Here is a 13,917-nt window from a genome sequence, read left to right as displayed (position 1 = left end):
CCCCATGAGCAACGGATTCGGTTTTTCCTTCCCCAATAACGACGATGACGATGACAACGATCGTCGCGACCAGAACCCGTTCGGTGCCTTCGGCTTCAGCGCGGGCAACGGTGGCCTAGGAGACCTGTTGAATCAGTTCGGCCAGATGCTCTCCGGCATGGGTTCCTCCATGAACTCCCCGGAGGGTTCCGGCCCGGTCAACTATGACCTGGCCAAGCGCATCGCGCACCAGCAAATCTCCCGCGATAAAGAGGTCAGCGAGCAGGACCGCACCGCCGTGCAGGAAGCCGTGAGGCTGGCGGAACTGTGGCTAGATGATGCCACGATTCTGCCCACCGCGTCCGGCACCGTCACCGCGTGGAATTCCGCGCAGTGGCTGGATGAGACTCTGCCGATGTGGCAGCGCATGGTCACCCCAGTGGCGGAGCACATGAACTCCGCGCAGCTCGAATCCCTGCCGGAGGAAGCCCGCGAGATGATGGGCCCGATGACCTCGATGATGAACTCGATGTCCGGCATGAATTTCGGCATGAAGCTGGGCCATGCCCTGGGTGACTTGGCCGCGCAGGCGCTCACCGGTTCTGACTTCGGCTTGCCTGTCTCCCCCGCGGGCACCACCGCACTCCTGCCGCACAATATCCAGGCCATTGCGCGCGATCTCAACGTTCCGGGCCAGGAAGTGCTCGTCTACATCGGCGCCCGTGAAGCCGCCCGCCAGCGCCTGTTCAAGCATGTGCCGTGGTTGGTCGAGCGCCTCGTCTCCTCCGTTGAGGAATACGCCATGGGCTTGGTTATCGATACCTCCCACATCGAGGAAGCTACCCGCGAGCTCAACCTGGAATCCGGTGACCCGCAGGCCATCCAGGACGCGATGAACAAGCTGCAAGGCATGGACCTGTCCCCGCGGATCACCTCCCGCAATGCGGGCGCGGCTTCCCGCTTGGAGACTCTCCTGGCGCTCGTCGAGGGCTGGGTCGAGCACGTAGTGACCGAGGCCCTGGGTGAGCGCATCCCGTCCACGAAGGCGATGAATGAGGCGTGGGCTCACCGCCGCTCCACCGGTGGTTCCGCAGAAAAGGCCTTCTCCCAGGTCGTTGGCATTGAGCTAAACGCGCCGAAGGTAGAGGCGGCAGCTGAGCTGTGGCGCCGCGCCACCGTCGCAGTGGGCGCCGATAAGCGTGACTCCGCCTGGGACCACCCGGACCTGCTGCCTACCGCAGAGCACCTGGAGAACCCGGCTTCCTTCATCGACGGTTTGCTCGATGACACCCCCGACGAGGGCTTTGAAGAAGAGTTTTCCAAGCTGGAGGAGATGCTCCGCCAGCAGGACGCCAGCGCCAGCGATACCGCTGACGAGGACAAGAACACGGACGCCGGCGAGGATAAAGAAAACAAAAAGGACAAGCCGGAAGACGAGAACTAGCGGAAGCGCTGGTAGGCCTCGAGGTATCCCTTCGCGCGCTCGGCTTTGGGGGCTCGATCGGCCCACTCCCAAAATTCCGGGCCATGGCCCGGGATGAAGGTGTGCGTTAGCTCGTGGATAATGACAGCGTCGAGGACGTAGTCGGGAACATCCTGCAGCCGGTCAGAAATCCGAATATCTCCCGTTGAGGTAGTGCAACTACCCCAGCGGGATTTTTGGTTACTCACCCACCGGATGGATCCCACCGTGGCGCGGCCCTCTAGGAAACGAGCATTTAGAGTGCGGGCGCGGGCGGTCAGGGAGTCGTCGGAAAGCTGCGAAGAACTGTGCTTCTTGCGGACCTTCGCCACGATGCCATCCACTGCTTCGCGCTCCTCCGCCGCCGACATCCAGGCGGGGATGCGCACCTCCACGACGCCATCAACGACGCGGGCTTGGACAGTGCAGCGGCGCCGGGCGGAGCGGATGACGCGTACCTCGGGATTGCTCGACATGACAGGGCATTCTACCTGTGGTGCAATGGTGGCTAAACACAACTGGGGTGGGTTAAAGAACGGGGAGGAAAACATGAATGCTAAGACGTACATGTTGGCGCCAGAAACCGTGGTCATTGAACGCGAGCCTGGAATTCTCCAGTGTGGGATGGATGCCACGCGCGTTGGGGTCTTCGAAGCCCACCCGCAGCTGGCGGGGCTGCTCAACCGGCTGCGCACTCCGCTGACCCGGCAGACCATTGAAAAGTCCATCGAAAACACAGGCGTTAGCGCCTCCGCTGCTCGCAGTCTGGTCGATGATCTGATTAGCTATCGCGTTCTGTGGCCGGCTCCCCGTCCCCAGCGCGTGGCGGTTTTGGGAACCTCGGCCCTGGCCAATGAGCTGCGCGACGTCCTGCTTAGCGATTCCTTCCAACCCCGTTCCCCTCTCCACAGCGAAACCCCCGCCGAGTACATCGCGAACGTGGCCGGGCACCTGCCTATCGTGGCCGTCGATATGTTGGATGGCGCCACGGAATGGGCACAGGCACTGAGTAATTCCCCGGCGACCTGGCTGCCAGTGTCCATGCTCGATGCCCGCGGCATCATCGGACCGGTCCGCGTAGCTGGAGCCGGTCCCTGTCCGATGTGCGCGCACCTGCACCGCATCGAAGCTGACGAGCAGTGGCACGAGGTGGCTCACCGCGCCGCAGCGGTAGAGCCACCGGGTGACCCCATCGTGCGCACGGCGATAGTGATGCATGCGGTGGTGACCATCCGCCGACTCTTGGGAAGACCCGCCCCACCCGGGGCACCAGGCGGTAAACCGCTAGCAGGTGAGCTCACGGAGATAGACCTCTACGGCATGGAGCAACGCCGCCTGCTCATTGAACACCCGCGCTGCGCGTACTGCGCCGGTGTTTAACCGCGGGCCGACGCGATGATCCGCAGCACCTCCGCGCCATAGCGCTCCAGCTTGGAAGGGCCCACCCCTGAGATATCGAGCAGCTCTGCCTCGTTTGTGGGAAGCGCCTCCGAGATCGCTTGCAGGGTGGCGTCAGAGAACACGACATAAGCAGGTACCTGAGAGTCCTTCGCCACGGACGCGCGCCACGCGCGCAGTGCGTTGAAGACTTCCTCATCGCCCTCGTATTCACACCACTCGTGGCGGCCTAAGACCTTTTCCGCTGGGCTGCTGAGCTGGCCCGAGCACACCCGGCAGCGGCGCGGGCGATAGCGGCGGTTGGAGGACTGGCTTTCTTCGATTCCTGGCACCACGCCATCCAAGAAACGAGTGCGCTCACGCGAGGCTCGCGAGCCGGTGGTCTTTGCCAACGCCCACGACAGAGCTAGGTGTTCGCGGGCACGGGTAATGCCGACATAAAACAGGCGGCGCTCCTCCTCCACGTGCTCATCGCCGGCCTTGATGGCGTGGTTGATGGGCAACAGTTTTTCGGTGAGGCCCACGAGGAAGACCGCATCCCACTCCAAGCCCTTGGCTGCGTGGATGGTGGCCAAGGTGACGCCCTCCATCGTGGGGTTGTGCTTATTTTCGGAACGGCGGTGCAGCTCACCGAGCACGCCGGGAAGATCGATGCCCTCGTTGTCCTCCACGATTTGTGCGATGAGATCCACCAGTGCGGTGAGCGACTGCCAGCGCTCACGGGCCTGCGCGCCCTGCGGCTCCGTGGCGGACAGTCCCAGCTCCACGAAGGCCGCGCGCGCCACGGCCACCGGATCGTTCGGCAGATCATCGCGGCGCGTGGCGGCGATGAGCACGCGGATGGCCTCCAAGATCTCTGGGCGGCGGAAGAAGCCTTCGCCGCCGCGGACCTGGTAGACCACTCCGGCGTCGGCAAGCGCCTGCTCAAACTGCTCCGACTGCGCGTTGATGCGGTAGAGGATCGCAATCTCCGAGGCCTTAACTCCCTGGTTGAGCAAGGTCAGAACCTGGCCCGCGACCTCCTTGGCCTCAATCTCCTCAGACTCATAGGCCTTAAACGTGGGCTCGGGGCCGGGCTCGCGCATACCCTGCAGCTCCAGACGGGTTCCCGCAGCGCGGCCCGAAGCCTTCGAGATAACTTCGTTGGCCAAGTCCGTCACCTGCGGGGTGGAGCGGTAGTCTCGCTGCAACTTCACCACAGTGGCCTGCGGATAAGTGCGAGAAAAATTCAGCAAGTACTCCGGGGAAGCCCCGTTGAAGGAGTAGATGGTCTGGTTAGCATCGCCCACAACCGTCAGGTCATCGCGCTCACCCAACCACGCCTCCAATACTCGCTGCTGCAGCGGCGTGACGTCCTGGTACTCATCCACCACGAAGGTGCGGTACTGCTCGCGGAAGACCTCTGCCACCGCAGGCACGTTCTCGATAGCACCGGCGATATGCATGAGCAAATCATCGAAATCGAGGTACATGAGATCCGGGGTGGCCTTCATGTCCTCATAGCGGCGAAAGACCTCCGCCACCTTGGCCGGGTCCCCCGGTGCCTCGCGGTCCGTGGATTCGATGATTCCGGGATAGCCCTCGGGGCTGATCAGCGAGGACTTTGCCCACTCGATTTCCCCCAGGAAGTCACGGATGGTGTCCTTGTTGTTGTCCAATCCGAGTGAGCGCACCGCGCGCCCCACGAGGCTGAACTTGTTGTCGATGAGCTGCCAAGGCAGATCCCCCGCAACCTGCGGCCAAAAGTACTTCAGCTGACGGCGCGCCGCGGCGTGAAAGGTTTGGGCCTGCACTCCCCCGACGCCCATGTGATTGAGACGCTCACGCATTTCGCTTGCGGCACGAGTAGTAAACGTGACGGCCAGAACGCGTTGTGGGTTGACGAAGCCCTGGTCCACCATGTGGGCGATGCGGTAGGTAATCGTGCGCGTCTTGCCCGTACCGGCACCCGCGAGGATGCAGACCGGACCGCGCGGCGCCGTGGCTGCGGCCCGCTGGTCTTCATCGAGCAGGGACAGATCCGGTCTCATCACCGTGGAACCACTCCATAATCATCGTGTGTGCAATTGAGCCCTTGCGGGCAATGGTCAGTTCTGGCAGCTCAGCGCGGGACACCCACCGCACTTCCGCGAGCTCTCCGTCAATATCGCACACGGGCCGGACATCCTCCGTGACCGCGGAAAAGCCCACCATCAACGAACCACTCGGTGGCCAGGGTTGCGAGCCCCAATAGGAAACTGATTCAACGCGGCGACCGGTTTCTTCCAAAGCCTCGCGGACCATGGCCTCTTCGAGGGTCTCGCCGGGATCGACATAACCGGCAATGAGTGAAAAGAACCCTGAACGGTGCCGGTTGCGAGCCAGAAGAATACGGTCCGTTTCTGGGTGGCGGATGATGCCGATGACGGCCGGATCGAGGCGCGGGAAAACGAGGCGCTCGCCGTCGTGGCCCACGGCCCCCGGGGCAGGATAGGACAGCTCACGCCCAGTGCGCGGATCAAAGCGCGCTTCACGACGGTTGCGAATCAGGTGCAGCGCTTTGAGGATATCGCGCTGCCCGTTGAAAAAGGTGGCATCGCGCAACGTCCCGAGCCGCTCGGCGGACTCAGTGCCCACGAGGAAAGCATGGATGGACCCGGCTGTCACCACGATATCCCCCGCCGGCTCAGCCAGGTAAACAGGTTGCCCTTGAGGCGTTACCGGAACGCGGCCGGCTTCGGTGACGGGCAGGAACATTAGTTGCCTTCGTCCTCATCTTCATCGGTATCTTCCGCGGCTTGCTGCATCTCGTGCTTGATGTAGAGCAGGCGGTCACCGGGCTTGAGCGCGTAGGCATCTGCCGTGTCGACGCGGTGCAGCTCGTTATTACGCAGGACTGCCAAGACGATGTCCGCGAGGTGGCGCGGGTTGGAGCCCACCTCGAATTCGCGTACAGCGCGCTCGGCCACGGAAAAGCCCTCATTCGGAGAGAGGAGGTCCTCCATCATCTCCACCACCGTTGGGGTGACGGTGGCAAGGCCCAGGAGGCGGCCGGCCGTTTCCGCAGAGGTGACCACCGAGTCGGCACCGGACTGCAGGAGAAGGTGGCGGTTTTCGGATTCACGCACAGACGCGACAACCTTAGCCTTCGGATTGAGCTCGCGCACAGACAACGTGCACAGCACCGCGGTATCGTCCGTGGACGGCGTCACCACCACGGAGGAGGCGTGCTGCGCTCCGGCGATGCGCAGGACATCCTGCTTGGTTCCGGAGCCATAGATGGTGACAAGGCCATGATGCTCGGCGCTAGCTAGGGCCGCACGGTTATTGTCTACGACCACGATTTGGGAGGCTGGGACGTCATCGGCGATAAGCGCGGCGACCGCACCGGCGCCCTTGGTGCCATAGCCGATGACGACGGTGTGGTTACGCAATTGCTTTCTCCAATTCTGGATTTCAAACGTGCGACGGGCTCGATCCGTCAGAACCGACAAGGTAGCACCGACCAACAAAACAAGGAAGAGCAGGCGGGCCGGAGTAACAATAACGAGGTTGATAAAGCGCGCCGTGGGGGTCACAGGGACGATATCGCCGTAGCCCACAGTGGTCAACGACACCGCTGAATAATAGGCAGCATCGAGGAAGGACAGGTCTTCGCTGTAGCCATCGCCGTCGAAAAAGACGACGATGGTGACGAAGACCAACAGCCCCATGGCCCAAATAACGCGGCTTGCCAGCTGTTTCCACGGGCTGGTGCTCTGCGTGCGCGGAATCGTGATGACGTCGATCAGCGCATGATCTGGCTGCGAGGTCAGCTCAACCTGCGACAAGAAACGCGATGTAAAGCGTTTACCTAAGTGCTTAGGCACGAAGTGCCAACCTCCCTAGACAGTGCGGATTTCCTCGTGAGACTACCTTAGACTCAACCCCGGTGGCGTGGAAACTGCGGAGCTTAAAAGCTCAGCCAACCGTGCTCCGGTGGGCAAGTCATCCGGCTCCAAGAGATAATTCTCATGCACGTAGAAGAACGCCGCGCGGACGGTCTCCACGCCGTGGATGCGCCGCCATGCTTCTGCGTATACAGCCAGCTGAATCTGCGCCGAGGCCAATGCGGCGCCCTGCGGGCGGCGGCCGGTCTTCCAGTCCACGATGAGCCAGGAGCCATCCGGCTGCTGGAACACCGCGTCCATGCGGCCGCGGACAACCGAGTCCCCAATGGTGATCTCGAAGGGGGCCTCGACATAAGCGGGAGTGCGCTGTGCCCACTCGGAGGCCAAGAAAGACTCCTTGAGGGATTCCAAGTCATGGTCCGGTTCGTCGTGCGAGCCTGGCAGCTCGTCCTCCCCCAGCAAGGCTGGAGAACCGAAACGATCCTCCAGCCAGGCATGGAAAGCTGTGCCGCGCTTGGCATAGGAATTGGGCTTGAAGGGAATGGGGCGACGCTGGCGGCGTGCGAATTGAGTGGGATCCGCCGACATAGCCACCATGTCGGAGGCCGTCAGCTCGCCAGGCAGTTCAACATCGACCACGGGGGCTTGAAGGGCCTTGTGTTCTTCGATGAGTGCACTCGCCTCCTGCTCCCAGAGCCCAAAGACTTCGCCATCACGCAGCGCCGGTAAGTCTTCCATCGCCGCGCGCACCGCGTCTGCTGCTTTCAGCGCTTCCGCTTGCGGGGTCAGCGAGGGGAAAGACGCCTCTTTAACCGCGCCTTCCGCTTCTTCTTCCGGAACCTCGGGGACCTCCCAATGGACCACCAGATCTGGGTGCTTATCCGCCAGCAACTGCAGGTAGGAATAGGGTCCCTTCTTATTCTTTCCCTTCATCCTGTTGGTGCCGGAGCCCGTCACCGTCAACGTGGACTCGGTACGGGTCATGGCCACATAGAAAAGACGAGCTGCTTCCTCTGCTTGGAACTCGCGGTTTAGTTCTTTGAATGCTGTGCACGCCTTGTCGAAGTCGGTGCGTGTCACCGCATCCTCGGGGACATCAATGACGTCCTCATCGCCCGGGGCCTTCTCGATCTTGGTCAGGAAGGTTTCCGCCTGCGCCTTGTAGCTCGAGGAATCCGCATGTGCCACGCAGACGTGCTCCCATTCCAAGCCCTTGGCCTTGTGCACCGTCATGATCTGCACGCGGTTGCGCACAAGCGGGACCTCTCCCAGCTCGAGTCCATCTTCCTTCTCCTTCGCCAGCTCAAGGTAGTCCAAGAGGCCCGCCAGGCCATCCCCGTGGAAGCCCGCGACGAAGTCAGCGAAAGCGTCGAGGTGCGTAGTCCCACCAGCCTTACCGGAAGCGAGGACTTCGGTGCGCAGGCCGAAGAGCAGCTCAATGTCGGCGATGATGTCATTCAATGACTTCCCCAGGGAATAGGTGCGCAAGTAACGCAGCTTGGAGGAGACCTCCTCCATGCGTTCTAAGCCTTCCGCGCTGTAGCGATCGCGCTCGCCGAGGTCTGCGAGGGCGTCGGCAAGCCCCAGCACCTGGTCCGGGCCCTCCGCAGTGATCTCCTCGACCTGGATAGCCAGGTGCTCCAAAGGATCACCGCCCTCCCACCGCATGCGGCCCTCGGTGGCGCCTGCCAGGTTACGCTGACGCGAATGCAGCGCCTGGATATCGGCGATGCCCAAGCCGCACATCGGACCGGTCAGCACACGCAGTGCCGCCGCGCTGTCCTGTGGACGCACCAAGAGCGTAGCCACCGCCACGAGGTCTTGGATCTCTGGCTGCCAGAGCAGGCCACCCAGGCCGAAGATCTCATTAGGCACGCCAGCCTCATCCAAGGCGGCGGCGATCAAAGGCGATTGCCTATTGGTGCGCACGAGCACGGCGGCGCTGAAATCCTCGCCTTCCGGCGTGGACTCATAGAGCTGACGAAGGTGCTCAGCGATGAAGGCGCGCTCCTCGTCCTCAGATGCGAAGTAACCCAGCTCAACCGTGCCAGCCGGTGCCGTGGGCTTGGGCGACAGCTCATCCACGGGGCGCTCGCCGGGGCTTGAGGAGAAGAGCTCCGAAGCCACGTCATTGGCCAGCCCCAGCACCGCCGAAGGGTTGCGCCAAGAGGTAGTGAGCTGATCCTTCGGCGCCGGGGTGCCATCAGGCTGCGGAAAGTCCGTGACAAAAGCCTCCAGGTTTTCGGCCGTCGCGCCACGCCAGCCATAGATGGACTGCATGGGATCACCAACCGCAGTAACAGATAGTCCCTCGCGCTCGCCACCAAAGAGGGAGCGCAATAGGATGCGCTGCGCGTGGGAGGTGTCCTGGTACTCATCCAACATGATGACGCGGTAGCGCGCGCTTTGTTGCTCACCCAAAAGCGGGAACTTTTTGGCCAGGGTGGCGGCGATGGACATCTGCTCACCGAAGGTGATCACCCCGCGCTCCGCTTGCTCTTTCTTGAGAGCTTCCACCAAGGGCAGGTACTCCAAGCGCAGGCGCTGGATATCCAAGTACTTCTGCAAGTCTTTGCCGAACTCACCTTTAGTCCGGTTGCTCTTTTCTAGATCCTCAGCGGTCTTTCGGAAGATGTCCTCGTGCTCATAGAGATCCTGCGGATCCTTGAGCTCCCCGTCCATCGTTTCCGCGAGCTTGAGCAAGGTCGCGGTCACCGTGGCCACCGCGTTATCGGTGCTCAGCGAGCCCGTGTAGTTGCTGACCACCTCGTGGGCGATGGCATAGCGTTCCGCCTCCGTGATGATGCGGGCATTCGGCTCCACTGGCATGAGCAAGCCATACTCGCGGACGAGATCGCCTGCATAGGAGTCATACGTGGACACGTTGGGGGCGATATTCTCCACGGCCTCAGCCGCTGGGCTGCCTGGGGCAAGGATTCCAGAAGAACGCAGCGTCAACAGCTGGCGGCGGATGCGTTGCTCTAGTTGCTGGGCGGCCTTGCGGGTAAAGGTGAGGCCGAGGACCTGCTCCGGCCGCACCAGACCATTCGCCACGAGCGAGACCACGCGTGAGGCCATCGTTTCCGTCTTACCGGCGCCGGCGCCGGCCACGACGAGTTTCGGACCGAGCGGACCATCGATAACAGCGGCCTGTTCCGGGGTGGGAGGAAAAGGCTTGCCCAGCGCGGCAGCAAGCTCCTCAGAGCTGAAGTGTTGAGCCGGATTCTTAGGCATTGGTCACCAGACCTCCTTCATTCATCACGGGGCAAATAGAGCGAATTGGGCAGCGATCACAATCGGCATTCTCGCGCGCGGTCAGATCCGGTCCGCGCAGCTCAGCCACGAGTGCGGGCAGCATTTGTGCAAATTCCGCAAGCTCTTCTGGGGGCTTGGTGGCTTGTTCTCGGGTGGGCACGGAGGCAGCGCTCGACCGCGGGAACACCAGAACACCACCGCCTCGCGACAGGCCATCACCGGTCCGGATGGACACGTCATGAGATTCGCTACCTGGTTCTGCTGCAGCCCCGACGAGCTGGCCGTGTGCTAGCGCCAACTGATACGTCATGAGCTGAGTGTTGTCCTGGGCACTGGTCGCCGACGGGACTTTTGTCCCCGTCTTGAGATCCACCACAACATAGTCCTCGCCGGCTTTTGCCAGCCGGTCGATGAACCCACGGATGGTGACATCAGGACCGATATCCACGGTGACGGGGACCTCGACGCCCACGGGCTCGAGCGAGACTGAACTCGAGAGCACCCAGCCATGGGTGCGGTCGATGAGGCGTTCAAAGTCTGCACGCTCAGCCTCCCGGTGCCACGCGGGGCCTTCGAGGAGCGCGTCGAAGGCATCGAGCACCAGCTGCTTCGCAGGCTCAGCGGCCGCGCCGCGGCCTAAAGCCTCCAAGAAGGCATGCGCCAGGTTGCCCCGCACGAGGTTGATGTTCGAGGAATCATCTTCCACCAGCTGCCCCAACACGGCGTTGAGCGGGCATGTGAGCAGGGCATCGACCCGGGACGGCGATACTGTGCTCGAACCACGCAGCGGAAGCTCGGAGGCCACGCCGCGCGCGGCCCACCAGTGATCCGGATGCGCCCCTGGGACCCCAGCCTTTGCCAAGCGTGCCAACTGCCGTACCGCTTGGGAGCGCTCCGCCTCTCCGGTTTCCGGATCGGTAGCGCAGCGGCGTAGCTGCGCCACGAAGGAAGGCACTGACAACACCGAGACATCGAGGGGATCCACTTCCTCATCACCACGTGAACCGCTGTGCAGTGTGACCGGGCTCGGATCCGGAACCTCGAGGCCCAACTCGCGCGGCCAGGCCTGGCGCGCCAAGCGCTGGCCGGCCTCCCGGCGCGCTTGTGCACCGGGAACATCGACTCCGCGTGCAGAAAGGAATTCGTCGATGAAGCGGGAGGGTTCCTCCACCACATCGCCCTCCGGCGAATCCACCGCCACGATGAGCAGGCGGCTCAAGTGGCGGGTGGTAGCCACGTGGAAGAGGCGGCGCTCCTCCGCTAAGCGCCCGGACACGTGGCTCACCGGTGTGCCGGGCGTAATGTCGCGGTCGATGAGATCAATGAGGTCTTCTTGTCCAAAGAGGGAGCCGGTCTCCCCCACCGAGGGCCATGTGCCCTCTTGAACGCCCGCCACAATGACGGTGTCCCACTCGCGCCCCACCGCGCCGTGCGCAGTGAGGATCTCTACAGCATCGGGCAAGGCCGCGCGGCGGTCGCGCACGCCAGTAGGCAGCTCCTGCTCCGTGATGTGCAAGATGAAGGATTCCAACGATGCCGCCGGACGGCGCTCGGCGTAATCACCGGCAGCGTCGAACAGCGCCATCATCGCATCCAGGTCGCGATCTGCCTGGGAGCCCGCGGCACCACCGCGCAGAGCCGCTGCCTGCAGGCGCGTGTCCAAACCGGTGGCCTGCCACACCTCCCAGAGGACTTCCTCAACGGCAGCTCCCGCACGCAGGGCCGCACGCCCAGCAGACAGCACCCCGCGAATGCGCGCCAGAATCGCTTCCTCGCGCTCCGTGAGAAGGTTATTGAAGTCCGGCAACTCACCGTCCAGCAGCTCACGCAGCGATTCCATTCCGCGCTGCTCCGGCTTCCAACGGCGCAGGCCGCGGATGAGTCGGCGCAATGTTACCGGGTCAGCTCCACCGACAGGCCCAGTAATCAGGTCCTCGAGCTCTGCAGGATCGAGTTCATTCTCCAAGGCGCGCAACGCCAGGAGCACTGCTTTGACCAAGCGCTGCTCAGCAAGCACGACGTCCGTGGGATTGATATGTACCGGCACGCCAGCGCTAAGCAGTGTGCGACGGGCGGGACCAATATCCCCGGTGGAGCGCACTATCACCGCGATATCGCGCCATTGCACCCCGTCTTCGAGGTGGCGGCGGCGAACCGTATTAGCCACAACATCACGCAAAGTACCGCGGGAATCCACAACGCTGACGCACGCCGGGGAAGGCGTGCGGTGCGTAGAGCTCAGACGCAGCTCGTTCTCTGCCTCCCAAGTGGTGAGGAATTCCGAGTTGGCACCGCGGAAGGCAAAGACCGCTTGGTCGGGGTCACCACCAATCACTGTGAGTCGAGCGGTCTTCGCCAGCTCAGCAATCAATTGCCCTGAGGTCGGGTCCAGCAGCTGGGCATCATCAACCACGATGGTGTGCCATGGATGCTCACGCAGCAGCTCCGGGCGCAGAAGAACCTGGCTAACCAGCTCCGCAGCGGAGTAGGAATGCGAACCCGCCAGCGCCTGGGTGCGCTCATATTCGCGCAGGAACTCGCCCGCTGCCGCCCACATGGGCCGGGAGTAGCGCTGTCCCAGCTCCTCCAAATCTGAAGGCCCCAGGCCGCGTTCGATGGAGCGCAGCAACAGGTCACGCAGTTGGCGCGCAAACCCCACGTACTCAAGGGCTGGGCGCATCTCCTCCGGCCACGCGCCCCTGCCATCGGCAGCATGCCCCTGGAGCAATTCACGGATCACCGCATCCTGCTCAGCACCGGTAATGAGGCGCAGCTCTTCCTCGCTGCCTTGGCGCAGGAGCGCAAAAGCCAGCGAGTGTACCGAGCGCACCATCGAGGTCTGCGCGGCGTAGTCATCGAGGTTTTCAGCTAACTCGCGGCGCAGCAACGAGCCGGATTCCTTGGACGGGGCAACGACAAGGATGCCGGAGGCATCGGCGCCGGCGTTCAGTTGTGCCAAGACAACGTCGATAAGCAGGCTCGATACTCCCGATCCCGCCGCTCCCAGGACTCTCCACGTGCCCTGTTGCGGCAATGGCACGTCCCACGTGCGCGAGGCAGCACGACGTCTTCGGGGAATAAGGCGGACATCCGGCGAGGGGGGAAGCGTGACGCCGGTACGTGTGGGGGATTCGCTGCTGTACTTCACGCCCTACAGTCTGTCAGATGTTGCGGACACGAGGGCCGCTTCTACCCTTTCGATGTTCGAACGCACGGTCGCCTTTGACCGCGGGTGCAGGATATTGACGTAACGGCGGTATGCCACAGCACGCAAGAGCAACTGCTGTATACCGGGCACTGACGCAAAGCGAGCACAAATCTCATCGTCCACCGCCCCCGCAATGAGGCCATCCACCATGACCACCGCGGCGGACCAGCCCGCCGGGCGCGGGGCCGCGGAAGGCACAATATCAGTCAGCGCCGGCGGGTTAGCCCCGGAGAACACCGTGGTCCCCAGGACATCCACGTGCGCGGTGACCAGCGGAAGCCCTGCAAGCTCAGTATCGGAATAGGCCTCACCGCTCTCCTCCCAGGCAGCCCTCTCCGCCCGCGCAAAAACATCTTCGCGCCTATCCAGCGTGGGCAATGGCGCCAGCGCTAGGGCCTCATCGAGCCGCAGCGCCAACTGGGCAGTCTCATCAATGCGCCCGCGCAACTGCCCCTCCACGAACTGCGTGGCCTTCCACCCGGCAGCCGTGTAGCGCCCATCCGCCGTCAGCACCGGGCGGGCAATGCGCGCTCCCGGCAGACTGAGCTTCTCGCGCACCTTGGCGGACCAGCCAGTCCACGGCCGAGCCTCGGCGAAGACAATATCGCCCACGCGGATCCCGTTATCCCACGCAGGGCCCACAAGCTCACCCTGTGTTCGGCGCGGGTGAAATTCGGCGTTGAAAGCGGCAAGAACGGGCTCAGGTGGCAATGGCATGGGAAAATAATCCTTAGGTTTGGGGCGAC

General features: G+C 63.1%; 9 protein-coding genes. 2 read left to right on the top strand and 7 right to left on the bottom strand.

Annotation, left to right across the window (positions count from 1 at the left end):
• Positions 1-4 precede the first annotated feature (4 nt).
• Positions 5-1,423, top strand: a complete 1,419-nt coding sequence (locus HMPREF2698_RS11795; protein WP_070564948.1) for a zinc-dependent metalloprotease — start codon at positions 5-7, stop codon at positions 1,421-1,423.
• On the opposite strand, the gene HMPREF2698_RS11790 is transcribed toward HMPREF2698_RS11795, so the two are convergent.
• On the bottom strand, positions 1,420-1,917 hold the full coding sequence (locus HMPREF2698_RS11790) for a M48 family metallopeptidase (protein ID WP_070564945.1): 498 nt from the start codon (positions 1,915-1,917) through the stop codon (positions 1,420-1,422). The two genes, HMPREF2698_RS11795 and HMPREF2698_RS11790, sit on opposite strands and share 4 nt — an antisense overlap.
• Before the next feature lie 73 nt (positions 1,918-1,990).
• Here HMPREF2698_RS11790 and HMPREF2698_RS11785 point away from each other — a divergent pair, with 73 nt between their 5' ends.
• On the top strand, positions 1,991-2,821 hold the full coding sequence (locus tag HMPREF2698_RS11785; RefSeq protein WP_070564942.1) for a TOMM precursor leader peptide-binding protein: 831 nt from the start codon (positions 1,991-1,993) through the stop codon (positions 2,819-2,821).
• Here HMPREF2698_RS11785 and HMPREF2698_RS11780 read toward each other — a convergent pair.
• From HMPREF2698_RS11780 to HMPREF2698_RS11755, 6 genes are read right to left on the bottom strand one after another with little or no spacing between them, the layout of a single operon-like run.
• A complete protein-coding gene (locus tag HMPREF2698_RS11780; RefSeq protein WP_210384682.1) occupies positions 2,818-4,869 on the bottom strand; it encodes an ATP-dependent DNA helicase UvrD2 in 2,052 nt (683 codons plus the stop codon). The two genes, HMPREF2698_RS11785 and HMPREF2698_RS11780, sit on opposite strands and share 4 nt — an antisense overlap.
• On the bottom strand, positions 4,841-5,575 hold the full coding sequence (locus HMPREF2698_RS11775) for an NAD(+) diphosphatase (protein WP_070564935.1): 735 nt from the start codon (positions 5,573-5,575) through the stop codon (positions 4,841-4,843). The genes HMPREF2698_RS11780 and HMPREF2698_RS11775 overlap by 29 nt, the downstream gene beginning before the upstream one ends.
• Positions 5,575-6,687 (bottom strand): potassium channel family protein, encoded by a 1,113-nt coding sequence (locus tag HMPREF2698_RS11770; RefSeq protein WP_070520204.1) that lies wholly within the window; start codon positions 6,685-6,687, stop codon positions 5,575-5,577. The genes HMPREF2698_RS11775 and HMPREF2698_RS11770 overlap by 1 nt, the downstream gene beginning before the upstream one ends.
• Positions 6,688-6,729: 42 nt before the next feature.
• Positions 6,730-9,942, bottom strand: coding sequence for an ATP-dependent helicase (locus HMPREF2698_RS11765; protein ID WP_070564932.1), 3,213 nt, complete (start codon positions 9,940-9,942; stop codon positions 6,730-6,732).
• Positions 9,935-13,111: an ATP-dependent helicase gene (locus HMPREF2698_RS11760; protein WP_246818415.1), complete on the bottom strand. Its 3,177-nt coding sequence runs from the start codon at positions 13,109-13,111 to the stop codon at positions 9,935-9,937. The genes HMPREF2698_RS11765 and HMPREF2698_RS11760 overlap by 8 nt, the downstream gene beginning before the upstream one ends.
• A gap of 3 nt (positions 13,112-13,114) precedes the next feature.
• A complete protein-coding gene (locus tag HMPREF2698_RS11755) occupies positions 13,115-13,888 on the bottom strand; it encodes a hypothetical protein (protein WP_070564929.1) in 774 nt (257 codons plus the stop codon).
• Positions 13,889-13,917: the final 29 nt, after the last annotated feature.

This window comes from Corynebacterium sp. HMSC072A02 (genome assembly GCF_001810085.1).
GTDB classification, from domain to species: Bacteria; Actinomycetota; Actinomycetes; order Mycobacteriales; family Mycobacteriaceae; genus Corynebacterium; species Corynebacterium hesseae.
Note: the sequence above shows the minus strand (reverse complement) of the source record. Positions and strands in the feature narration are given on the sequence as shown.

Coding starts and splice junctions, on each gene's coding strand:
- HMPREF2698_RS11795 (WP_070564948.1), top strand. CDS start 5: ATGAGCAACGGATTCGGTTTTTCCTTCCCCAATAACGACGATGACGAT.
- HMPREF2698_RS11790 (WP_070564945.1), bottom strand. CDS start 1,917: ATGTCGAGCAATCCCGAGGTACGCGTCATCCGCTCCGCCCGGCGCCGC.
- HMPREF2698_RS11785 (WP_070564942.1), top strand. CDS start 1,991: ATGAATGCTAAGACGTACATGTTGGCGCCAGAAACCGTGGTCATTGAA.
- HMPREF2698_RS11780 (WP_210384682.1), bottom strand. CDS start 4,869: ATGAGACCGGATCTGTCCCTGCTCGATGAAGACCAGCGGGCCGCAGCC.
- HMPREF2698_RS11775 (WP_070564935.1), bottom strand. CDS start 5,575: ATGTTCCTGCCCGTCACCGAAGCCGGCCGCGTTCCGGTAACGCCTCAA.
- HMPREF2698_RS11765 (WP_070564932.1), bottom strand. CDS start 9,942: ATGCCTAAGAATCCGGCTCAACACTTCAGCTCTGAGGAGCTTGCTGCC.
- HMPREF2698_RS11755 (WP_070564929.1), bottom strand. CDS start 13,888: ATGCCATTGCCACCTGAGCCCGTTCTTGCCGCTTTCAACGCCGAATTT.